The sequence below is a fragment of the Erythrobacter sp. genome (genome assembly GCF_023653175.1).
Classification (GTDB): domain Bacteria; phylum Pseudomonadota; class Alphaproteobacteria; order Sphingomonadales; family Sphingomonadaceae; genus Erythrobacter.
In genome coordinates, this window is sequence record NZ_JAMNXL010000047.1 from 1 (window position 1) to 20,193 (window position 20,193).

The following is a 20,193-nucleotide window of genomic DNA, read 5'->3' on the forward strand; positions in this document are numbered from 1 at the left end:
AGGGCAGCCGAGACTAATCCCGGCTGCCCCTTCTTTTCCGTCGGACTCTCGTCCGGCGTCATCAGTGGTATTCGGCGCCCCAGCCGCCCCAGACGTAGATGGCGACGAACAGGAACAGCCACACCACGTCGACGAAGTGCCAGTACCACGCCGCCGCTTCGAAGCCGAAGTGCTGGCGCGGGGTGAAGTGGCCGAGATAGGTGCGATAAAGGCAGACCGCGAGGAAGATCGTCCCGATCAGCACGTGGAAGCCGTGGAAGCCGGTCGCCATGTAGAAGGCCGAGGAATAGGTGTTCCCGCCGAAGCCGAAAGGCGCGGCCGAATATTCGTAGGCCTGGATCGCGCTGAACAGCACGCCGAGCGCAACGGTCGCCCACAGGCCCTGCTTGAGGCCTTCGCGGTCGCCGTGGATCAGCGAATGGTGCGCCCACGTCACCGTGGTGCCCGAACACAACAGGATCAGCGTGTTAAGCAGCGGCAGCGCGAAGGGATCGAGCACTTCCATGCCTTCGGGAATGAAGGTCGCAATCGCACCCTCGGTGCCGAACAGGCTGGTGGTGGCGCCGGTGGCATGGTCATATTCGAGCGCGGTCGGGAACAGCGCGAAATCGAAGAAGCTCCAGAACCAGCCGACGAAGAACATCACTTCCGACGCGATGAACAGGATCATCCCGTAGCGCAGGTGCAGCTGCACAACGGGAGTGTGATCGCCGCGCTGGGCTTCGATCACAATGTTGCGGAACCACATGAAAAAGGTCGCAATAAGGCCGGCAAGGCCGAGGCCTGCCACGATCGTGCCGCTCTGCCCGAACAGGTCTGGGTGGAAGCTCAGCACCATGCCGCTGGTGAAGGTCAACGCCGCGATCGAGCCGACGAGCGGCCAGATATCGGGTTCGAGAATGTGGTAATCGTGGTTTGCCTTGCCAGCCATGTGGATGTTCCCGTCCCTCAGGTTTAGCGGATCAATTGGTGCTCCGGGGGGCCGCGTCCTGCGGCGCCTCGGCGCGGTGGAAAGTATAGCTCAGCGTGATCTGCTCGACACCCTCCATGTTGGGGTCTTCGAGCATCGCCGGATCGACGAAATAGAGCACCGGCATGGTCACTTCCTGCCCGGGGGCAAGCGTCTGCTCGGTGAAGCAGAAGCACTGGACCTTGTTGAAATACTTGCCGGCCTGTTCGGGCGTGACATTGAAGGTGGCGACACCGGTGATGGTATGATCGCTGTCGTTACGCGCCACATAGGTCGCGATGTCGCGCTCACCGATGGTGACGGTGTCGGTCGCTTGGCTGGGCTCGAAGGTCCAGGGCATGCCCATTGCGCTCGTTGCATCGAAGCGGATCGAGATTTTCTGCCCCGTGGCCGCGGCGGCGGCAGCGGCGGCCTTGCTCTCCGAGGCGACCATGGTGGTGCCGCCGAAGCCGGTGACCTGGCAGAACAGGCGGTAGAGCGGCACCGAGGCATAGCCGAGCCCGAGCATCGCCAGCGCGCCCATGAAGGCAAGCGCGCCCACGCGCAGGTTGCTGCGCGCGAGGGGCTCCGATGCGGGCGCGGCAGACGCCATCAGCCCTGCCCTCCGATCCGCACCATGGTGATGGCATAAAACAGCACCACGAAGAACAGCAATGTGCCCGCGACCACCAGATTGCGCGCCTTGCGGCGGCGGAGGAATTCGCGCTCTTCGTCGGGGGTCATGCGATGAGCCCCTGATAGGCCGCCACACGGTCGGCGACCAAAGCGGCGAACAGCACAAAGAGGTACACGATCGAGAACTTGAACAGGGTCTTTTCCGGCGTCATCGCGTCAGTCTCGGCGCGCATGCGGGTGAAGACCGGCATGGCAAGCACCACGAACAGCGCCGAAAGCACCACCGCGACCGAACCGTAGATCCAGCTTGTCCCGCCGATCGCCCACGGCGTGACGGCGATCGGCGCGAGCAGCAGGGTGTAGAACATGATCTGGCGGCGCGTCACCTTCTCGCCCGCGACCACGGGGAGCATCGGGATGCCGACCTTGGCGTAATCGGTCTGCACGAACAGCGCGAGCGCCCAGAAATGCGGGGGCGTCCAGAAGAAGATGATCGCGAACAGCAGGAGCGGCATCGCGGTGATGTCACCGGTGACCGCAACCCAGCCGATCAGCGGCGGAAAGGCGCCCGCGCCGCCGCCGATGACGATGTTCTGCGGGGTGCGCGGCTTCAGCCACATGGTGTAGATCACGGCGTAGTAGATGATCGCGCCCAGCAGTAGCGCAGCGGCGAGCCAGCCCACGGCAAGGCCCATCAGCACGATCGACACGCCCGAGAGGAACACGCCGAAATCGCGCGCATCCTCGCGCGCCATCCGCCCGCCGGGGAGCGGACGGTTCATGGTGCGCTTCATGCCGGCGTCGATGTCGGCTTCCCACCACATGTTGAGCACCGCCGATCCGCCTGCGCCCATGGCGATGGCGAGGATCGCGGTGAAAGCGATAACCGGGTGAATGCTGCCGGGCGCTGCCAGCATGCCGCAGATCGCGGTGAAGATCACCAGCGTCATCACCCGCGGCTTGGTAAGCGCGAAGAAATCGCGCCACTCCGTGGGCATCACGACGGCAGTCTGGGGTGCGGTGCTGGCCATTATCCGTATCGGTTCCATTGCGAAGGAGCGCGAGACCAATGCCCGCGCTCCCCCTCGTTCATTTCGCTCCGGTCAGGAGCCGATCAGGCCCCAGCCTTACGCGGTGGCGGGACGGTGATCGTGGTAGTCGTGCGCGTCGGTGATGACGGGCAGGGTTTCGAACTGGTGGTAGGGCGGCGGGCTCGGCAGGGTCCACTCGAGCGTCGTCGCGCCTTCGCCCCACGGGTTTGCCTCGGCCTTCTTGCCGGCCATCAGCGCGTAGAGGATGTTGACGAAGAAGAAGATCATCGAGCCGGCCATGATGTAATAGCCGTAAGAGCTGATCTGGTGCCAGAAGTGGAATGCCTCGGCATAGTCCGGATAGCGGCGCGGCATGCCCTGCATCCCGAGGAAGTGCTGCGGGAAGAAGATCACGTTCACGCCGACGAAGAAAGTCCAGAAATGGAGGTGCGAAAGCAGCTCGCTGTGCATCCGCCCGCTCATCTTCGGGAACCAGTAGTAGAAGCCGGCGAACATCGAGAACACCGCACCCATCGACAGCACGTAGTGGAAGTGCGCCACGACGTAGTAGGTGTCGTGCAGGTTGTCGTCGATTCCGCCATTGGCGAGCACCACGCCGGTCACGCCGCCCACGGTGAACAGGAAGATGAAGCCCATCGACCAGACCATCGGCGACTTGAAGCTGATGCTGCCGCCCCACATGGTCGCGATCCAGCTGAAGATCTTCACGCCGGTCGGCACTGCGATCACCATCGTCGCCGCGGTGAAGTACATCTTAGTGTTCACGTCCAGGCCCACGGTGTACATGTGGTGCGCCCAGACGATGAAGCCGACCACGCCGATCGCGACCATGGCGTAGGCCATGCCGAGATAGCCGAACACCGGCTTCTTCGAGAAGGTCGCGACGATCTGGCTGATCATGCCGAAGCCCGGCAGGATCATGATGTAGACTTCCGGGTGGCCGAAGAACCAGAACAGGTGCTGGTAGAGCACCGGATCGCCGCCGCCGGCCGGATTGAAGAAGGTCGTGCCGAAGTTGCGGTCGGTCAGCAGCATGGTGATGGCTGCGGCCAGCACCGGCAGCGCCAGCAGCAGCAGGAAGGCGGTAACCAGCACCGACCACACGAACAGCGGCATCTTGTGCAGGGTCATGCCCGGCGCGCGCATGTTGAAAATGGTGGTGATGAAGTTGGTCGCGCCCAGGATCGAACCGGCGCCCGCAAGGTGCAGCGAGAAGATCGCGAAATCGACCGCCGGGCCGACCGAACCGCTCGTCGAGAGCGGCGCGTAAACCGTCCAGCCGGTGCCCGCGCCGGGGCCGGTGCCGCCGGGAACGAACAGCGAGAACAGCAGGCTGACGAAACCCGCCACCGTCAGCCAGAAGCTGACATTGTTCATGCGCGGAAAGGCCATGTCCGGCGCGCCGATCATCAGCGGCACGAACCAGTTACCGAAGCCGCCGATCATCGCCGGCATCACCATGAAGAACACCATGATCAGGCCGTGCGCGGTGATGAACACGTTCCACATGTGGAGCGCGGTGTTGAGATCGCTGCCGCCGCCCATGAATTCGGCCCACCACTGCAAGTACTGGATACCCGGCTCCTGCAGTTCGACACGCATGATGCCGGAAATGGCACCCCCGACGATCCCCGCGATGATCGCGAAGATCAGATACATCGTGCCGATGTCCTTGTGGTTGGTCGACATGAACCAGCGGGCGAAGAAGCCCGGCTTGTGGTCCGCGTGATCATGGGCGTCGTGCCCGTGATCCTGATGAATGTCGAAGCCTTCTGCGGTGGTTGCCATGGTCAGCTACTCTTCTGCGTAAGATCTGGAATCTGTCTCAACCGGCGTCGGCCGGGGCGGCGACGGCATCAGCCGCAGGCCGCACGGCCGGGGCCGCTTCCGAGGCCGCCTCGCCCGGCATCGAGCCGCCCTGCGCCTTCACCCACGCGGCGAATTCGGCAGGGGGAAGCGCCTCGATCGCGATCGGCATGTAGCCATGACGCGCGCCGCACAGCTCGGAACACTGGCCGTAATAGACGCCCGGCTGCTTGATGGTCAGCATCTTCTCGTTGAGACGCCCCGGCACCGCGTCCATCTTGAACCACAGCGAGGGCACCGCAAAGGCGTGGATAACGTCGCTCGCGGTGGTCTGGATGCGCAGCGGCACGCCCGCAGGCACCACCATGCGGTTGTCGACCGCCAACTGGTGCGGTTCGCCCGACTTGGCCGCGGCGGCTTCGTCGAGCATGTTCGAGACGACTTCGATCTCGCCGTGATCGGGATAGGTGTAGCCCCAGTACCACTGATAGCCGGTCGCCTTGATGGTGACGGCATTGGCGGGCGGGGTTTCATACTGGCGGGCCAGCAAGGTGATCGAGGGGACCGCGATGATCACCAGAATGATCACCGGCAGGATCGTCCAAACCACTTCGATCATGGTGTTGTGCGTGGTCTTCGAGGCCACCGGATTGGCGCGGCGGTTGAAGCGCACCACCACATAAAGCAGCAGGCCGAGCACCAGCAGGCTGATCGCGGTGATCACCGGCAGCAGGATCACATCGTGCATCCACAGCGCATATTCGCCGTCGGCCGAATACTGGTCCTGGAAAGTCAGGCTCTTGACCGGATCATCCTGGTAGGAGGTCGGCATGCCCTTGCCCTTGGTCGGGGCCATGGGGGTGTAGACACCCTCGCCCGCGGGCGCGGCGCCGGCCTCGGCCGGGGTGAGATTGCCGGGCAGGGCCTCGGGACCGGGCGCGGTTTGCGCGCCCTCGACCGCGCCGGCATCGGCAGCGGTGGCTGCGGGCGCGGCAACGTCCTGCGCCGCAGCGCTCAGCGGCATGAACGCCGCGAGCCCGGCAGCAATCACTGCCAGGAAAGCATTTTTCATACGGGTGTCCCTCTGACCCATGAGCATGTGTCCAAGTGGTTCGAATCTGATCCCATACTGCCCGGAACGTATGGCCCCCTCGAGACCCGCGACAGACAGCGTTTGGCCGACCCTTGGGCCAGCTTCATCGTCGCCCTTAGCCGTGCTTGCCGAGGGCCTCAAGCGCTTCTAGGGAGAAAATTATGCATGGGCCCGTGCCGCGCGCGCAAGTCGGTGCCATTCCCTAGACTTTTCGAGGAGTTCGCGTGTGAATCAAGAGCAAGTTCTGGCCGAGTTCCGCGGGTCTGGCGCGCTGCTCGAGGGCCATTTCAAGCTCTCCTCGGGGCGGCACAGCGGGCATTACCTGCAATGCGCGCGGGTGCTGATGAACCCCGCCCGCGCCGCCCGGATCGCCGAAGCCGTGGTCGCCGCCATCGCTGCCGAAGTGCGCGAGAAGATCGACGTGGTGGTCTCCCCGGCGATGGGCGGGATCATCATCGGCCACGAGGTCGGCCGGGTGCTCGGGCTCGATGCGCTGTTTCTCGAACGGCCCGAGGGCGTCTTCCACCTGCGCCGGGGCTTTGCCCTGGCGACCGGTGCCAAGGTGCTGATGGTCGAGGACGTGGTCACTACCGGCCTCTCCAGCCGCGAAGCAATCGCCGCGGTCGCGCGCGAGGGCGGCGAGGTAATCGCCGAGTGCGCGATCATCGACCGTTCCTGCGGGTCGGTCGATCTGGGCGTGCCCTTCTACCCGCTGCTCGCCATCGATTTCCCGACCTATGACGAAAGCGACATCCCCGAGGCGCTGGCAGCCGTAGAAGTGACGAAACCCGGCAGCCGCAAGGAATAGCGCCCCCCATGATCCGCACCCTCGCCGCCGTTCTGGCCCTGAGCCTTCCTGCTGCGGCGGCCGCGAAGGACTTTCCCATCGACGAGATGGGCGCGGTCATCCGGGCAACGAAGTTCGAGGGCGATATCGTCATCTCTGACAGCACCGATCCTGCGCGCGACGATTACCCCGCCCGTTTCAGCTGGACCGGCCTCCTCCCCGAACCCGACCGCGGCTGGCCCGATGGCCTGACCTGGCGCTGGGCCTCGGTCACCAAGCAGGTGATAGCGATCCTTGTCATGAAACAGGTCGAGGCAGGGACGATCGATCTCGACAAGCCGGTTGCGACTTACCTCCCCGCCTTCCGCTCGGCCAATGCGGGCACGGCGACGATCCGCAACCTGCTCCAGCACCGCGCCGGGCTGCCCAACCCCGCCGATGCGCCGGAGTTCTACCGCACCGACTTCACCGGCAGCCGCGACCCGGTGACCGGCTTCTGCGCCGGCCCCGTCGCCGGCGCACCGGGCGGCGACTGGGCCTACAATAACTGCGACTACATGGTGCTGGGCGCGGTGCTGGAAGCGGTCACGGGCGTAAGCTGGGACAAGCTGTTCATGCGCGACATCGCAGGCCCCCTCGGCTTCGAGTTCGCCGGCGCCTATCCGGGCGAGCAATTCACCCGCTGGGGCTTCATCGCCGGCAAGCGCGAGGAGGAAGTCGACCTGTCGACCTATGGCGCGTCCGCCGGGCTCTATGGCGAGCCTGACGACATCATCGTCATCGACAACGCCCTGATGCGAGGGCAGTTGCTCGGCCCGGAGGCGCTGGCCGAAATGTGGAAGGGCGACCCGGCACTGGGCTACATGGCGCTCGGCCAATGGGTGTTCGAGGTGCGCTTGAAGGGCTGCGCAGAACCCGTGAAGATTGTCGAGCGACGCGGCGATGTCGGCGCGGTGCAGGTGCGCAATTTCATCCTGCCAGACAAGCAGATGGCGGTGGTCGCCTTCGCTCAGGAAAAGCCCTTCGATTTCGGTGAAGTGTGGCAGGGGAGCGGTTTCAGCTACGACCTCCTCTCGGCCGCCGCCTGCCCGCAAGGAACCCCATGACCGTGACCCCCTCCCACCTTCGCCTCGGCGTCAACATCGATCACGTCGCGACCATTCGGAACGCGCGCGGCGGGGATCATCCCGATCCGGTGCGCGCGGCCGAGATCGTCGCGGCGGTCGGCGGCGATGGCATCACCGCGCACCTGCGCGAAGACCGCCGCCATATCCGCGACGAGGACCTTGCGCGCATTCAGGCAGCGACCAACCTGCCGCTCAACCTCGAAATGGCCGCCACGGCGGAAATGCTCGCCATTGCCCTGCGCCACAAGCCCCACGCCGCCTGCATCGTCCCCGAAAAGCGCGAGGAGCGCACCACCGAGGGCGGGCTCGATGCGGCGGGGATGCACAACACCCTCGTCCCCATCTGCGAGGAACTGCGCGCCGCCGGCATCCGCGTCTCGCTTTTCATCGAGGCCGACGAGCGGCAATTGGACGCCGCCCTGCGGCTCGGCGCGCCGGTGGTCGAATTCCACACCGGCGAATATGCCCACGCCTTCCTCGACAATGACGCCGAGCGGGTGACCCGCGAACTGCGCCGCATCACCGACATGGCCGCGCTCGCCGCCAAGAACGGGATCGAGCCGCACGCGGGCCACGGGCTCACTTTCGACAACGTCCAGCCGATCGCCGCCATCCCCCAGATCGCCGAGCTCAACATCGGCCACTACCTGATCGGCGAGGCGGTGTTCGTCGGGCTTGAAGGCGCGATCCGCCGGATGCGCGAGTTGATGGACGCCGCAAGATGAGGGGGGCGCGGTGAACGAACCCGAACTCCCCACCCTAACCGGCGAGCAGAAGCGCTGGGCCTTCGGCGCGGCCGCGCTTTTCCTGCTCGCCATCGGCTTCCTTGGTTTCGCACTAAGCCAGAAGGTCATGATGGTCTTCGCGGTCGGCTGGATCGCGCTGATGATCTTTGGCTTCGTCGGCGCGATCCGCGTCGCCAAGGGGGACTTCGCGCACCCGCTGTTCAAGGCGCAGGTGATGCTCCATGTGGTTGCCATCGGACTGCTGGTGGCAGTGGTGATAAGGGCGTTCAAGGGATGAGGGACGCGCCAGAGCCCGACTCCCTGCTGTTTCTCATTGGTGGCTGGTTTGGCCTCCTGCTGGTCGCGTCGCTTGGCTGGATGTTGCTGGCCCTGATCTCTTATCACGGCGCTGCAAGCTCGTTGGATGCAGCAGTCATCATGTTCGGACCGGCCACGTTGAGCGGCTGTTTCGGGCTGGCCGCTTTTGTCGCATGGCTAATCAGACGCCCGCAACTTGCGGCAGTCGTCGTAGTCACCACAATGCTCGTAGTGCTCGGGCTCCCGCTTCATGTAATCGGAGCGTTCGCATGATCATCGGCACCGGCTCCGACCTCTGCAACATCGAGCGGATCGCCAATTCGCTCGCCCGCTATGGCGAGCGGTTCGAGAACCGCGTTTTCACCCCCATCGAGATCTCCAAGGCCCGCCGCCGGCCGTTCACCATCGCCGGCACCTACGCCAAGCGCTTCGCCGCCAAGGAGGCGTTCAGCAAGGCGGTCGGCACCGGGTTCAAGCGCGGCGTGTTCATGAAGGACATTGGTGTAGTGAATGCGCCTTCGGGCGCGCCGACGCTTGCGCTCACGGGCGGCGCGGCTTTGCGGCTTGAAGAAATGACGCCGCACGGGCATGAGGCGCGCATTCATCTCACCCTCACTGACGATCACCCATGGGCACAGGCCTTCGTGATCATCGAAGCCATACCCCTGCTCTAGGCCCTCCCCATGGCGACCCCGATTGCAACAAGCGAAAGCCCGCAAGTGACCGACAGCGAAGCCCCTGAAAAGATCAACTGGTTCGCCGAGATCCGCGGCCTGGCGCTGATGCTGCTCGCGGTCCTGGCGTTCCACAGCCTCGTCGCCAAGCCCTTCTACATCCCCTCGACCTCGATGATGCCGAGCCTGTGGGTGGGTGACCGGCTGGTGGTCAGCAAATATCCCTATGGCTGGTCGTGGGCCTCGGCGAGCTTCCACCTCCTGCCCCGCTCGAGCACCCGCATCTGGCCGGACACCCCGGAATATGGCGACATCGTCATCCCCGTCCACCCGATGCGCGACGAGGATTACATCAAGCGCGTGGTCGCGTTGCCGGGCGACACCATCGAGGTGCGCGGCGGCCAGATCATCCTCAACGGCACGCCCGTGAAGCGCGAGGTCGTGCCCGAGGTCATCCTGCCCTTCGAGGCGGAGCTGATGTGCCAGGACGACAACGGCCAGCACCCCTGCCTCGACAATTTCGAGGAGTTCCGCCGCACCGGGCCCGACGGCAAGGACTATTTCGCCCCGCCGACCTGGCGCGAGACCTTCCCCAACGGCGCGACCTTCCTCACCATCGATTTCATCAACCAGGAACTCGACAGTTTCGGGCCCTACAAGGTGCCCGCCGACTCTGTCTTCGTGATGGGCGACAACCGGGATCTTTCGGCCGACAGCCGCGCGCCGTTGCCGCGGGGTCTGGGCGGCGCGGTGCCGCTCGCCAATATCGGCGGGCGCGCGGAGTTCATCACCTTCAGCCTCGACGGCTCGACCACCTGGAGCCCGGCGAGCTGGTTCACCAGCCTGCGCGGCGACCGGGCGTGGACCACGTTGCGGCCCGCCATTGCCGAAGGCCAGGCTGCCAAGTAACCGGAAAAGGGCGCGCACGAAATGGCCCGCAAGTTCCTCTATTTCATCGCCTTCTGCACCATTCTGGTGATCGCGGGGGCGTTCCTCCTCGCGCGCTTCCCGACCGAGCTGACGCGGCTCGCGATGGTTCCTTCGGTGGCCTTCGCGCCGGTCAAGCCGCTCGAGGCCAATGCCTATGAAAGCCCGGCGCTGTGGTATTCGCGCCCCGGCATCGGAGTGAGCGATCCGGCACGCTGGCAGCCGGCCTATGCAGGCGACCGCGGCTTGCTCCCCACCCCGGCCGAGCCCAAGGCGCAGTTTGCCGTCTTCTTCGTCCACCCCACCAGCTACGTGAACCGCGCCAGCTGGAACGCCCCGCTCGAGAATGGCGGCGACCCGGACGCGGAACGCATCGCCCGCATCTATCTGCGCGGCATGGCGAGCCCTTTCAACGCCGCTTCCGAGATCTGGGCCCCGCGCTACCGCCAGGCGACCTTCGGCGCCTTCCTCACCGATGCGCCCGAGGGCAGGCAGGCAGTGGGCGCCGCCTATGCCGACGTGCGCGAGGCCTTCCGCTTCTTCCTCTCCTCGGTCGACCCGAAGACCCCGATCGTGCTCGCGGGCCATTCGCAAGGGGCGCTGCATTTGAAGCGCCTGATCGCCGAGGAGGTGAAGGGAACCCCGCTCGCCGCGCGGCTGGTTGCGGCCTATGTGATCGGCTGGCCGGTCTCGCCGCTGCATGACCTGCCCGTGATGGGCACGCCGGCCTGCACCGCCGCCGAACAGACCGGCTGCGTCCTAAGCTGGTCGAGCTTTGCCGAGCCCGCCGATCCCTCGCTGGTGCTCGATGCCTATGCGAGCGCCCCTGCCCTCGACGGCACGGCGCCGGGCGATGAGCCGATGCTCTGCACCAATCCGCTCACCGGCCTCGTCGGCGGCGCGGCGGACAAGAGCGCCAACCTGGGCACGCTGGTGCCCGAGGACTCGATGGAGAAGGGCTCGCTTGTCCCTGCCCTTGTCCCCGCGCGGTGCGACAAACGCGGGCTGCTGCTGATCGGCTCCCCACCGGAGATGGGCAGCTATGTGCTGCCGGGCAATAATTACCACGTCTATGACCTGCCGCTGTTCTGGGCGAACACCAAGGCGGATGTGGCGCGGCGGGTGGGCGCGTGGAAGAGCGCCAATTGATCTTCGAGGACGCGCACGGCTTCGGTGAGGCCGTTGGCGAGGCGGGCGGCGTGCTGTTGGGCCTCGACCTCGGCACCAAGACACTCGGGACTGCGACTTGCGATGCGGGCTGGCGCTTCGCTACTAACGGCACCACGATCCAGCGCGGCAAGTGGGGCAAGGATCGCGAGACGCTGGCCGCGCTGATCAAGGCGCGGTCGGTCAAGGGCATCGTCCTCGGCCTGCCGCGCAACATGGACGGCTCCGAGGGCCCGCGCGCCCAGGCCTCCCGCGCCTATGCCCGCAACTGCGCCGAGGCCTTCGCGCTCCCGATCCTGCTGTGGGACGAGCGCTGGTCGACCCAGGCTGCCGAGGCCGCGATGATCGGCCAGGACATGAGCCGCGCCAAGCGCGCCGCCGCGATCGACAGCCATGCGGCGGCGGTGATTTTGCAGGGCGCGATCGACCGGCTGGCGGGGGGAGTCCTGTAGATGCCCTTGGACGCGGTAGGGGAAGTGATCGGCGGCGCAATCGAGGTCGCCGGCGACGTGCTGTCCGAGCTTGGCCCGGATGCCGCCGCCGAAGCCTTGGACGAGCGGCGACGGCGGCGGCGGGGCTGCTGGCGGCTGTTCCTGATCGTGCTTGTGGTGGCGCTGGTTGTGTGGGGCGTCGTCGTCTTCATGTCCTAGGAAGGCCTCTTCAGGCTCCCAAAACAGGCATTGCGCGGCGCGCCACCTTGCCCCTATGCGCTCCTCCATGAACACCCCCACCCCCCGGTTCGACGCGCGCGAAGCCTCGAAGTGGTTCTTCCGCCATGGCCATACCGGTTGGCTCGGTCTGCGCTTCACCGATCAGGGCGACAACTGGGTCGAATTGGAACTGCCGTGGCGCGAGGATCTGCTGGGGGACCGCAGCCGCCCGGTGCTCGCCTCGGGCCCGATCATCAGCCTGATGGACATGGCGAGCGGCATGGCGATCTGGCAGACGCGCGGCACCTTCCAGCCGGTCGCGACTCTCGACCTGCGCGTCGATTACCAGCGCCCCGCGCGCGAGCGGGCGAGCGTGCGCGGGCGCGTCGAATGCTACCGCATCACGCGCTCGGCGGCCTTCGTGCGCGGGATCGCCTATGATGACGACCTCGCCGATCCGGTCGCGCATGTCGCAGGCTGCTTCATGACCATCGGCGCCGACCCGCGCGAGACGAACCCTGCATTGCAGGGGGGCGCTAGCGCATGAGCGAGGCTCTCGAACTCCCCGCCTATGCCCGCTCGCTCGGGGTGACGCTGACCGGCGAAAGCGAGGGCGGGATGCCGGTGCTGACGGTCGATTTCGGCCCGATGGTCGAGGGCCGCCCGCAGCACTTCCACGGCGGGGCGACCGCGGGGCTGCTGGAGAATGCGGGCTATGCGGCCTTGCGCACCGCGCTGATCGCGGCCGGGCGCGATCCGCTGCTGAAACCCATCAACATCACCGTGCAATATCTCGCTGCGGGCAAGAGCCAAGCGAGCTTCGCGGTGGGGCGCATCACGCGGCTCGGGCGGCGCAATGCCAATGTCACTGTCGAGGCGTGGCAAGCTGACCGTACGCGGCCGATTGCGACAGCTGTGATGAATATCCTGATGGTCTAGGCCTCAGGCCTAAGAGGGCGGTGTCGGCGCGGTCACCGGCTTGACCACCACCCCGCCCTCCTCGACCCGCACCTCGAGCGGCACGCCGTCCTGCCGAAGCGAGACACCGTTCTCGTCCACCTTGAGGCGGGTGCCGTCCTGCCCGAGCGGGATCTCGCCCTCGATCACGTCGAGCGGCTGGACCGGGCCTTCGGGATCGGGCGTGTCGTCGGCGGCAGGCGCAGGCGCGGCGTCGATCTTGAGCGCGGACAGCATGAAATCGCGCCAGATGCGCGCCGGCAGGCTGCCACCGGTGACGCCCGCGAGCGGCGTGTTGTCGTCCTTGCCGATCCACACGCCGACAACAAGATCGCCCGCATAGCCCACGAACAGCGCGTCGCGATAATCCTGGGTGGTGCCGGTCTTGCCGTAGTTCGCGATCGGCAGCGAGGCCCCCCGCCCCGTCCCGCGGTTGATCGCGGCGCGCAGCATGCTCTCGAGGTCCTCGTGGACGCCTGATGACATCGACTTGGAGCCCGTCGTCATCCAGTCCCACCAGCTACGCTCGCCGCGCGGGAAGGCGTGGGGCTCGACCGGGTAGGCGTTGGCCGCGATCCCGGCATAGGCCGCGGTGAGCTCCATGAGGGTCATCGAGGAGGTGCCCAGCGCAAGGCTCGGGTCGCCCTCGGTCATGGCTGCGGTGATGCCGAGACGGCGCGCGGTGCGGATCACCTTGTCGCTGCCCACCGCCTGGAACAGCCTGACCGCCGCGACATTGCTCGAGGTGGCGAAGGCGTCCTCGAGCCTGATCTGGTCCGAGTACTGCTCGCGCGCGTTCTTGGGGCGGTAGCTGCCTTGCGTGATCGGGGTGTTGGGGATGGTGTCGCCCGGCTCCCAGCCCTCTTCCAGCGCGGTCAGATAGACGAGGGTCTTGAAGGTCGATCCGGGCTGGCGGCGCGCCTGCGTGGCGCGGTTGAAGGGCGATTTGCCGTAGTCGCGCCCGCCGACCATCGCCACCACCTCGCCGTTCTTGCGCATCGCCACCAGCGCAACCTGCGCACCCCCGAGCGGAGCACGGGCGACGATGCGGCTGGCGAGCGCCTGGAGCCGCGAATCCAGCGTGGTGGTGAGGGTCTGCTTCGCATAGCTCGCCTCCATCCCCTCGCGCGCCAGCGGCAGGGCCCAGTCGGCGAAGTAGGTGCCGGTCGGCAGGTTGTCGTCGCGGGTGCGCACGTCGATGCGCGGATCGGGCAGCGCCTTGGCCTCGGCGGGGGTGAGGTAGCCTTCGTCCACCATCGACTTGACCACCAGCTCCATCCGCGCCTTGGCCTTGTCGTAATGCTTGGTCGGCGCATAGCGCGACGGCGCCTGCAGCAGCCCCGCCAGCATCGCCGCCTGTTCGGGGCGCAGCTTCTCGGGCTGGCGGTAGAAGTAGTGCAGGCTGGCGGCGCGCAAACCATATTGGTTGTCGCCGAAATAGGCGTTGGAGAGATAGCGCTCGAGGATCTCGTCCTTGGTCAGCCAGCCCTCCAGCCACAGCGCGATCAGCGCCTCGCGGGCCTTGCGGGTGATGCTCTGCTCGGGGGTGAGGAAGGTGAACTTGGCGAGCTGCTGGGTGATCGTCGAGCCCCCGCCATAACCCGTCCACGCCGCCCGGGCGATGCCGCGCGGGTCGATGCCCCAATGGGAGTAGAACCTCCGGTCCTCGATGGCAATGAAGGCCTCCACCACATGCGGCGGCAGGTCCTTGACCTTGACCGGCGCCTCGACGATCGCCCCCTGCCGCGCGATCGGCGTGCCGTCGCTGGCGAGCAACGTCACCTGCGGCGGGGCGATAGGCTCGAGGCTCTTGGAGAGCGGCGCGGTGAAAGTCAGCCAGCCGATCAGAAGGGCGAGGACCGCGAAGGTGGCGAGGATGCCCCGCCCCGTCCACCACAGCTTGCTGCGGCTGCGCCAGTAATCGCGCTGCCACCAGCGCAGGCGCTTCTTCTCGGTAGCGGCGAGCGCCTCGTCCACCCCGGCGAGCTTGGCGTCCCATTCATCGAAGGCAGGATTTGCCGAGACGCGCGGACGGGGGAGGTCGTCGTCGTCCTCGTCATCATCGACGGGGCGGGTGGATTCGTAGAGCGGGAAGAACCCGGCACGCGTGCCAGCACCCTCGTCTGCGCGAGAGCGGGAGCCTTTCCAGAATCGGTCGAAGAACGCCATGGTTGACGCTGTGTTACCAGTCTAGGACACTGGCAAGCAAGCGGCTTGAGAGGCCGGACAAATCGCCCGCAATCCCTCGCGCCTCAATACCTGAAGGAGATGTTGGTAACGCGCGGGATGACGACGTATTCGCGGCGCCCAGCCAACGGGCGCCAGCCGAGGGTCGCGGTGTTGGCCGCCGGCTCGACGGCGAGCACCGAGACGCGCACGCCGAACACCGTGGTCGCGGCCGGAAAGCCGGTCTTGTGCTCGATCGAGGGGAAGGCTTCAGCAAAGAACCGTCCGCTCTGCATCTCGCTGAACGGACGCGGACCGCCGTTCTGCCAGACCGCGACGAGCAGTCGCGAGCGCTTCTTGCCCACCGCGTCGAGCTTGATGTCGACCCGGTCCCCGCTCCCGGGGATGATCTCGTTGGCGAACTCGGTCACTGTGGCGGGCGGAAAATTCTCGCCGGCGATCTCGGTCCTGCTCTTGCCGAGTACCACGCCGCGATCGACCTTGCCGTCGGCATCGGTGTCCTCGACGCAGAACTGCGCATCCCGCAGGCTGTCGCGCAGCGAATCGACCAGCGCGGCAAGCGGCGCGGCACCTTTGCGCTCCTCGATCACCTTGTTGCGGGTGCAGAACAGGAAGCGGCCCTCGTTGGTCTTGCCGGGGGCGGGGATCAGCACCTTGGGAAGCAGCTCGCCCGCACGCAAGGTGGCGCGGTGCTCACCGGCCACGACCTCCACATCGCGGTCAAGCTTGCCCGAAAAGGCCCAGCGCAGCGGGATGGTGAGGAATATCTCGCCCTCGGTGGCCTTGCGTTCGACTGCCTCGACGTCGGCGGGGAAGAACAGGACCGGGGATTCGATCCGGTCGGGCAGGTTCTGCTGTGCCATGGCAGGGCCAGCACAGGCGAACAGAACAGCGGGCACCGGCAAGGTGGCAAGCAGCGGTCGCAACGTCATTCCCCCCGGTCAGATTTCCGGACGGAACGCTAGCGATTTGCGCAGCTTGCCGCAATCAGCAAGCTTGACCCTAGCGCTTCTTGCCCGCGCCTTCCGGAAGGTCCTCGCCAAACACGCGCTGGTAGTATTCGGCAACCAGTGTGCGCTCGGCCTCGTCGCACTTGTTGAGGAAGCTGAGGCGGAAGGCGAAGCCGGTCGAGCCGAAGATCGCGGCGTTCTGGGCCCAGGTGATCACCGTGCGCGGGCTCATCACGGTCGAGATGTCGCCGTTCATGAAGCCCTGACGGGTGAGCTCGGCGACCTTGACCATGTCGGCGATCAGCTTGTCGTCGGCCTTGGGGGTCTTCGACTTGACGATCTGCTGCTCGACCTCGGGCTTGAGGTAGTTGAGCGCCACGACGATGTTCCAGCGGTCCATCTGCGCCTGGTTGATCGCCTGCGTGCCGTGATAGAGCCCGCTGGTGTCGCCGAGGCCCACGGTGTTGGTGGTCGCGAACAGGCGGAAGAACGGGTTTGGCGTGATCACGCGGTTCTGGTCGAGCAGGGTCAGGCGGCCATCGAATTCGAGGATGCGCTGGATCACGAACATCACGTCGGGGCGGCCCGCGTCATATTCGTCGAAGGTCAGCGCCACCGGGTGCTGGAGCGCCCAGGGCAGGATGCCTTCCTTGAACTCGGTGACCTGCAGCCCGTCCTTCAGCACGATCGCATCGCGCCCGATAAGGTCGATACGGCTGATATGGGCATCGAGGTTGACGCGGATGCTCGGCCAGCCGAGCCGGGCTGCGACCTGTTCGATGTGGGTCGACTTGCCGGTGCCGTGATAGCCCTGCACCATCACCCGGCGGTTGTGCGCAAAGCCTGCGAGGATCGCCAGCGTGGTGTCCGGATCGAACACATAGGCGCCGTCGGTCTCGGGCACGTGCTCGCTGGCCTGCGAAAAGGCGGGAACCTGCCAGTCGACATCGATGCCGAAGACCTCGCGGACGTCGACCGTGGTGTCGGGCTGGTTGGGCATGGCGCTGGCGCCGGCGACAGTGGAGCGGGAGGGTGCAGTCATCGTGGCGTTCGGTTAGAGCGCAAGGCGCGCTGCTGCAAGCGATGCTTTGCCTTCCGGGGCCTGCTTATTTTGCAAGTCAGGCCGCCGCGTGCGGCAGCCGGATCGCGGCGAGGTGTCCGCGCTTGATCCACACCCGCGCGCCGTCCGGGCCCGCAACCAGCGGCAGGCTCAAGCCTTCGGGGAAACGCGCCCAGTCGTGCCGGTCGAGCGTGCCCCCAGCATGGGCGAGGCTGCCTTCGAGCACCAGCAACTCGAAGCCGCCGCGCGCGGCCAGCGTGTCGCTCGCGCCCGGTTCCCACACCTCGAGCTGCACGTCCTCGTCGGCGCGCGCGCTGAGGACCGCGCCGGCAATCCCCGCGCGCGCCGGGTCCGGCACGAGCGGGAGCGCGCCGAGGTCGAGCGCGAACTGCGCCCGGTCCTCAGGATCGAACTGCCACAGCTTGACGAAGATCGTGCACCCCGGCGCCGAGCCCGGCACATGCGCCGTCCCGACCGGATTGCGCACATAGGTGCCCGCCGGGTAGTCGCCATGCTCGTCCTGGAACACGCCTTCGAGGACGATGAATTCCTCGCCTCCCGCATGGACATGGCCCGGGAAGGTGCTGCCCGGCGCATAGCGCACGATGCTGGTCGCCCGCGCGACCTCGCCGCCGATGCGGTCGAGCATGCGCCGGTCGACACCCTTCATGGGGGAGGCTTGCCAAGGCAGGCTGTCGGTCGCGACGATCACGGGGGCGGCGAAGTCGGCGTTGATCTGCATGGTTCGCGAAATAGGCGTCGGAGCGTTCGAAAAAAGGGCGATGATCGCTCGATAAATGCGATCACAGTGACTAAATTGCTGGGGAAATGCCCGATCCAGTCGAATCGTTGCGCCTCAGGCTGGTATCGCAGGTGCGCGGCGTGTTCCACGATGCCAGCGCCGGTCAGACCCCCACCCCGCCTTCCGACGACGCGCTGTTCCCCCGCGACACGCCGATCCGGCAGGTTCACGCCGATATCGTCGGGATGATGACCGGCGGGGTGCGCGCGCTGCTGCTCCAGATGCTCCACCCGCATGCCTTGCAGGGCGTGCTCGACCACTCGAATTTCCGCGAGGACATGCACGGGCGACTGCGCAGGACGGCGCGGTTCATTGCAGTCACCACCTTCGGTCATCGCGACGAGGCGATGAAGGCGATCGAGCGGGTCAACCGCATTCACGCGAAGGTCGGCGGCATCCTGCCCGATGGCACGCGTTACGAGGCGACCAATCCGCGCACCCTTGCCTGGGTGCATGTCACCGAGGCGCAGAGCTTTCTGGCGGGCTACATCCGCCATGTCCGCCCCGCCATGCCGGCGGGCGAGCAGGACGAATATTACCGCCAGTTTGCGGTCATCGCCCGCGCCCTTGGCGCCGATCCGGTCCCCGAGACGCGGGCGGAGGCAGACAGGATTTTCCGCGAGTTGCGCCATGATCTTGCCACCTCGAAGGAAGCGCGCGAGGTGGCGCAGCTGGTGCTCGCGCAGCGCCCGCCCGGCACGCCGCTTGCCGTGCAGACGATGATCACCGCTGACGCCGTCGCCATGCTGCCCGACTGGGCGCGGGCGATGCTCAGCCTCCAGCGCCCGGTGCTCACCGCACTGCCGGCACGTGCCGCCACCTGGGGCATGGGCCGCACCTTGCGCTGGGCGTTCCGGCAGACCTGAATTTGCAAGGGAGAGGACACCTATGGCCGAATTCACCTTCTACACCGTCGCCATGAGCCGCGGTCAGATTTCGCGCTGGGCGCTGCACGAGGCGGGCGCTGATTACGAGCATGTCGTGATGGACTGGGCCACGCGGCCCGAGGCCTTCAGGACCGTCAACCCGATGAACAAGGTCCCCGCGCTCGTCCACCATCATGGTGGCCACGATCACGTCGTCACCGAATGCGCCGCGATCAACCACTATCTCGCCGAAACGCACCCCGACGCAGGCCTCCTGCCCGACGCGCATGAGAAGGCCGCCTATTTCCGCTGGCTGTTCTTCGCCGCCGGACCGCTCGAGCAGGCGGTGGTCGCGCAGGCGATGGGCTGGCAGGTGCCCGAGGGCAAGACCGGAATGGCGGGCTTCGGCAGCTTCGAACTGACGCTGGACGCGCTCGACAGCTGGCTTTCGGCCAATGATTTCGCGGCCGGCAGCCGCTTCACAATGGCCGACACTTACGTGGGCAGCCAATTCGTGTGGGGCCTTCGGTTCGGCTCGATCCCCGAGCGGCCGAGTTTCCGCGCCTATGTCGAGCGGATCACCCAGCGTCCCGCCTATGGCGAGGCCAACGCCATCGATGCCGCGATCATCAAGGCGGCGCAGGAAGGAGCACAGGCATGAGCTACACCACCAGCTGCCACTGCGGCGCGATCAGCGCCGAAATCGACGGCGACCTGCCCGAGAGCGGGATGACCTGCAACTGTTCGATCTGCCGTCGCAAGGGGCACGTGCTGCACTTCGTCGCCGCTGCCGACGCCCAAATCTCGGCACCCAAGGGGACGCTGGCGGACTACACCTTCAACAAGCACATGATCCACCACCACTTCTGCAGCGCCTGCGGCTGTTCGCCCTTCGGAACCGGCAGCGATGGCCAGGGCAACACCATGGTCGCGGTCAATCTGCGCTGCGTGCCTGAATGCGATCTTGACGCGCTGGCGATTCACGCGGTGGATGGCGCGAGCCTGTGAAGCTCAGGCGAAGGCGACGCTCTTCTTGAGGATCTGGTAAGCGTCGACCACCGCGGTGAGCTGCGCCTCGTGGGCGCGGTCGCCGCCGTTGCGATCGGGGTGGTAGCGGCGCACGAGCTCGGAATAGCGGCGGCGCAGGCGGGTGCGGTCAGTGTCGGAGCCGAGGCCCATCACCTCGAGCGCGGCGGCCTCCTCGCGGCTGAAGCGCGCCCGCGCGAAGTCATGCGCTGCCTTGGCATCACGCTCGGCGCGCGACTTGATGCCGCGCGCGCGGGCGGCGATGGCGTCGAGCGGATCGGCATAGTCGGCCCAGCGCGGGCCGTCGGCAATTCCCGCCGTGGGGCGGAACACGCGGCTTTCGGTTTGCCACCCGGCGATCGGCGACTGGGCGCGCAGGATTTCCTCGGCGCTCATCCCTTCGAACCAGTCATATCCGGCGTTGAATTCGCGCA

26 protein-coding genes are annotated in these 20,193 nt (G+C 66.5%); 15 read left to right on the plus strand and 11 right to left on the minus strand.

Going from position 1 to position 20,193, the window contains the following annotated elements; genetic code table 11:
- Window positions 1-61 precede the first annotated feature (61 nt).
- From NBV68_RS07375 to coxB, 6 genes are all read right to left on the minus strand, one after another.
- Complete coding sequence (locus NBV68_RS07375; RefSeq protein ID WP_296308447.1) at window positions 62-931, minus strand: cytochrome c oxidase subunit 3; 870 nt, start codon at window positions 929-931, stop codon at window positions 62-64.
- Between the two features lie 31 nt (window positions 932-962).
- Window positions 963-1,562: a cytochrome c oxidase assembly protein gene (locus NBV68_RS07380; protein ID WP_296308448.1), complete on the minus strand. Its 600-nt coding sequence runs from the start codon at window positions 1,560-1,562 to the stop codon at window positions 963-965.
- Window positions 1,562-1,693: a hypothetical protein gene (locus NBV68_RS07385; RefSeq protein ID WP_296308449.1), complete on the minus strand. Its 132-nt coding sequence runs from the start codon at window positions 1,691-1,693 to the stop codon at window positions 1,562-1,564. Before NBV68_RS07385 ends, NBV68_RS07380 begins: the two co-directional genes overlap by 1 nt.
- Window positions 1,690-2,616, minus strand: coding sequence for a heme o synthase (locus NBV68_RS07390; protein WP_296308451.1), 927 nt, complete (start codon window positions 2,614-2,616; stop codon window positions 1,690-1,692). The genes NBV68_RS07385 and NBV68_RS07390 overlap by 4 nt, the downstream gene beginning before the upstream one ends.
- A gap of 96 nt (window positions 2,617-2,712) precedes the next feature.
- Window positions 2,713-4,425 (minus strand): cytochrome c oxidase subunit I, encoded by a 1,713-nt coding sequence (ctaD, locus tag NBV68_RS07395; protein WP_296308452.1) that lies wholly within the window; start codon window positions 4,423-4,425, stop codon window positions 2,713-2,715.
- Between the two features lie 37 nt (window positions 4,426-4,462).
- Window positions 4,463-5,515, minus strand: coding sequence for a cytochrome c oxidase subunit II (gene coxB, locus NBV68_RS07400; protein ID WP_296308453.1), 1,053 nt, complete (start codon window positions 5,513-5,515; stop codon window positions 4,463-4,465).
- A 247-nt stretch (window positions 5,516-5,762) separates the two neighbouring features.
- On the opposite strand from coxB, the gene pyrE reads away from it, so the two are divergent.
- From pyrE to NBV68_RS07460, 12 genes are all read left to right on the plus strand, one after another.
- Complete coding sequence (pyrE, locus tag NBV68_RS07405; protein ID WP_296308454.1) at window positions 5,763-6,344, plus strand: orotate phosphoribosyltransferase; 582 nt, start codon at window positions 5,763-5,765, stop codon at window positions 6,342-6,344.
- An 8-nt stretch (window positions 6,345-6,352) separates the two neighbouring features.
- Window positions 6,353-7,429, plus strand: coding sequence for a serine hydrolase domain-containing protein (locus NBV68_RS07410; protein ID WP_296308456.1), 1,077 nt, complete (start codon window positions 6,353-6,355; stop codon window positions 7,427-7,429).
- Window positions 7,426-8,175, plus strand: coding sequence for a pyridoxine 5'-phosphate synthase (locus NBV68_RS07415; RefSeq protein ID WP_296308458.1), 750 nt, complete (start codon window positions 7,426-7,428; stop codon window positions 8,173-8,175). The genes NBV68_RS07410 and NBV68_RS07415 overlap by 4 nt, the downstream gene beginning before the upstream one ends.
- A 10-nt stretch (window positions 8,176-8,185) precedes the next feature.
- Entirely contained in the window at window positions 8,186-8,473 is a 288-nt protein-coding gene (locus tag NBV68_RS07420; protein WP_296308460.1) for a pyridoxal phosphate biosynthetic protein, read from the plus strand.
- Window positions 8,470-8,766: a hypothetical protein gene (locus tag NBV68_RS07425; RefSeq protein ID WP_296308462.1), complete on the plus strand. Its 297-nt coding sequence runs from the start codon at window positions 8,470-8,472 to the stop codon at window positions 8,764-8,766. The genes NBV68_RS07420 and NBV68_RS07425 overlap by 4 nt, the downstream gene beginning before the upstream one ends.
- Complete coding sequence (gene acpS, locus NBV68_RS07430; protein WP_296308463.1) at window positions 8,763-9,167, plus strand: holo-ACP synthase; 405 nt, start codon at window positions 8,763-8,765, stop codon at window positions 9,165-9,167. Before NBV68_RS07425 ends, acpS begins: the two co-directional genes overlap by 4 nt.
- A 9-nt stretch (window positions 9,168-9,176) precedes the next feature.
- A complete protein-coding gene (gene lepB, locus NBV68_RS07435; protein WP_296308465.1) occupies window positions 9,177-10,076 on the plus strand; it encodes a signal peptidase I in 900 nt (299 codons plus the stop codon).
- A 21-nt stretch (window positions 10,077-10,097) separates the two neighbouring features.
- Window positions 10,098-11,243 (plus strand): DUF3089 domain-containing protein, encoded by a 1,146-nt coding sequence (locus NBV68_RS07440; protein WP_296308466.1) that lies wholly within the window; start codon window positions 10,098-10,100, stop codon window positions 11,241-11,243.
- The gene (ruvX, locus tag NBV68_RS07445) at window positions 11,240-11,713 is read left to right on the plus strand and encodes a Holliday junction resolvase RuvX (RefSeq protein ID WP_296308467.1); all 474 of its coding nucleotides are present in this window, start codon (window positions 11,240-11,242) and stop codon (window positions 11,711-11,713) included. Before NBV68_RS07440 ends, ruvX begins: the two co-directional genes overlap by 4 nt.
- 6 nt (window positions 11,714-11,719) lie before the next feature.
- On the plus strand, window positions 11,720-11,911 hold the full coding sequence (locus tag NBV68_RS07450) for a hypothetical protein (RefSeq protein WP_296308468.1): 192 nt from the start codon (window positions 11,720-11,722) through the stop codon (window positions 11,909-11,911).
- Between the two features lie 67 nt (window positions 11,912-11,978).
- Entirely contained in the window at window positions 11,979-12,458 is a 480-nt protein-coding gene (locus NBV68_RS07455; protein ID WP_296308470.1) for a PaaI family thioesterase, read from the plus strand.
- Window positions 12,455-12,850, plus strand: a complete 396-nt coding sequence (locus tag NBV68_RS07460) for a PaaI family thioesterase (protein WP_296308471.1) — start codon at window positions 12,455-12,457, stop codon at window positions 12,848-12,850. The genes NBV68_RS07455 and NBV68_RS07460 overlap by 4 nt, the downstream gene beginning before the upstream one ends.
- A 9-nt stretch (window positions 12,851-12,859) precedes the next feature.
- Here the strand turns inward: NBV68_RS07460 and NBV68_RS07465 are convergent, their stop codons facing one another.
- The 4 genes from NBV68_RS07465 to NBV68_RS07480 all read right to left on the minus strand — a co-directional run bounded on the left by NBV68_RS07465 (window position 12,860) and on the right by NBV68_RS07480 (window position 17,807).
- Window positions 12,860-15,037 (minus strand): transglycosylase domain-containing protein, encoded by a 2,178-nt coding sequence (locus NBV68_RS07465; protein ID WP_296308473.1) that lies wholly within the window; start codon window positions 15,035-15,037, stop codon window positions 12,860-12,862.
- 83 nt (window positions 15,038-15,120) lie between these two features.
- Window positions 15,121-15,987 (minus strand): hypothetical protein, encoded by an 867-nt coding sequence (locus NBV68_RS07470; protein ID WP_296308475.1) that lies wholly within the window; start codon window positions 15,985-15,987, stop codon window positions 15,121-15,123.
- Window positions 15,988-16,057: 70 nt separating this feature from the next.
- Window positions 16,058-17,047, minus strand: coding sequence for an AAA family ATPase (locus NBV68_RS07475; protein ID WP_296308477.1), 990 nt, complete (start codon window positions 17,045-17,047; stop codon window positions 16,058-16,060).
- Window positions 17,048-17,123: 76 nt separating this feature from the next.
- Window positions 17,124-17,807, minus strand: a complete 684-nt coding sequence (locus NBV68_RS07480) for a cupin domain-containing protein (RefSeq protein WP_296308479.1) — start codon at window positions 17,805-17,807, stop codon at window positions 17,124-17,126.
- 86 nt (window positions 17,808-17,893) lie between these two features.
- Here NBV68_RS07480 and NBV68_RS07485 point away from each other — a divergent pair, with 86 nt between their 5' ends.
- The 3 genes from NBV68_RS07485 to NBV68_RS07495 are packed head-to-tail and all read left to right on the plus strand — an operon-like array spanning window position 17,894 to window position 19,741.
- Window positions 17,894-18,733 (plus strand): oxygenase MpaB family protein, encoded by an 840-nt coding sequence (locus NBV68_RS07485; protein ID WP_296308480.1) that lies wholly within the window; start codon window positions 17,894-17,896, stop codon window positions 18,731-18,733.
- Between the two features lie 22 nt (window positions 18,734-18,755).
- Complete coding sequence (locus NBV68_RS07490; RefSeq protein WP_296308481.1) at window positions 18,756-19,394, plus strand: glutathione S-transferase family protein; 639 nt, start codon at window positions 18,756-18,758, stop codon at window positions 19,392-19,394.
- Window positions 19,391-19,741 carry a GFA family protein gene (locus NBV68_RS07495; protein ID WP_296308482.1) on the plus strand — a complete coding sequence of 117 codons (351 nt, stop codon included), beginning with the start codon at window positions 19,391-19,393 and terminating at the stop codon, window positions 19,739-19,741. Before NBV68_RS07490 ends, NBV68_RS07495 begins: the two co-directional genes overlap by 4 nt.
- A gap of 3 nt (window positions 19,742-19,744) precedes the next feature.
- On the opposite strand, the gene NBV68_RS07500 is transcribed toward NBV68_RS07495, so the two are convergent.
- Window positions 19,745-20,193: DnaJ domain-containing protein (locus NBV68_RS07500; protein ID WP_296308483.1), on the minus strand; the 449-nt coding region annotated here is incomplete at its 5' end.

Bases quoted from the DNA above. Each gene is read 5' to 3' on its own strand.
- lepB (WP_296308465.1), top strand. From the start codon at position 9,177: ATGGCGACCCCGATTGCAACAAGCGAAAGCCCGCAAGTGACCGACAGC.
- NBV68_RS07410 (WP_296308456.1), top strand. From the start codon at position 6,353: ATGATCCGCACCCTCGCCGCCGTTCTGGCCCTGAGCCTTCCTGCTGCG.
- NBV68_RS07460 (WP_296308471.1), top strand. From the start codon at position 12,455: ATGAGCGAGGCTCTCGAACTCCCCGCCTATGCCCGCTCGCTCGGGGTG.
- NBV68_RS07385 (WP_296308449.1), bottom strand. From the start codon at position 1,693: ATGACCCCCGACGAAGAGCGCGAATTCCTCCGCCGCCGCAAGGCGCGC.
- coxB (WP_296308453.1), bottom strand. From the start codon at position 5,515: ATGAAAAATGCTTTCCTGGCAGTGATTGCTGCCGGGCTCGCGGCGTTC.
- NBV68_RS07380 (WP_296308448.1), bottom strand. From the start codon at position 1,562: ATGGCGTCTGCCGCGCCCGCATCGGAGCCCCTCGCGCGCAGCAACCTG.
- NBV68_RS07470 (WP_296308475.1), bottom strand. From the start codon at position 15,987: ATGACGTTGCGACCGCTGCTTGCCACCTTGCCGGTGCCCGCTGTTCTG.
- NBV68_RS07375 (WP_296308447.1), bottom strand. From the start codon at position 931: ATGGCTGGCAAGGCAAACCACGATTACCACATTCTCGAACCCGATATC.
- NBV68_RS07415 (WP_296308458.1), top strand. From the start codon at position 7,426: ATGACCGTGACCCCCTCCCACCTTCGCCTCGGCGTCAACATCGATCAC.
- NBV68_RS07480 (WP_296308479.1), bottom strand. From the start codon at position 17,807: ATGCAGATCAACGCCGACTTCGCCGCCCCCGTGATCGTCGCGACCGAC.
- NBV68_RS07390 (WP_296308451.1), bottom strand. From the start codon at position 2,616: ATGGCCAGCACCGCACCCCAGACTGCCGTCGTGATGCCCACGGAGTGG.
- NBV68_RS07490 (WP_296308481.1), top strand. From the start codon at position 18,756: ATGGCCGAATTCACCTTCTACACCGTCGCCATGAGCCGCGGTCAGATT.
- ctaD (WP_296308452.1), bottom strand. From the start codon at position 4,425: ATGGCAACCACCGCAGAAGGCTTCGACATTCATCAGGATCACGGGCAC.
- NBV68_RS07495 (WP_296308482.1), top strand. From the start codon at position 19,391: ATGAGCTACACCACCAGCTGCCACTGCGGCGCGATCAGCGCCGAAATC.
- NBV68_RS07475 (WP_296308477.1), bottom strand. From the start codon at position 17,047: ATGACTGCACCCTCCCGCTCCACTGTCGCCGGCGCCAGCGCCATGCCC.
- NBV68_RS07465 (WP_296308473.1), bottom strand. From the start codon at position 15,037: ATGGCGTTCTTCGACCGATTCTGGAAAGGCTCCCGCTCTCGCGCAGAC.
- NBV68_RS07485 (WP_296308480.1), top strand. From the start codon at position 17,894: ATGCCCGATCCAGTCGAATCGTTGCGCCTCAGGCTGGTATCGCAGGTG.
- NBV68_RS07455 (WP_296308470.1), top strand. From the start codon at position 11,979: ATGAACACCCCCACCCCCCGGTTCGACGCGCGCGAAGCCTCGAAGTGG.
- acpS (WP_296308463.1), top strand. From the start codon at position 8,763: ATGATCATCGGCACCGGCTCCGACCTCTGCAACATCGAGCGGATCGCC.
- NBV68_RS07425 (WP_296308462.1), top strand. From the start codon at position 8,470: ATGAGGGACGCGCCAGAGCCCGACTCCCTGCTGTTTCTCATTGGTGGC.
- NBV68_RS07440 (WP_296308466.1), top strand. From the start codon at position 10,098: ATGGCCCGCAAGTTCCTCTATTTCATCGCCTTCTGCACCATTCTGGTG.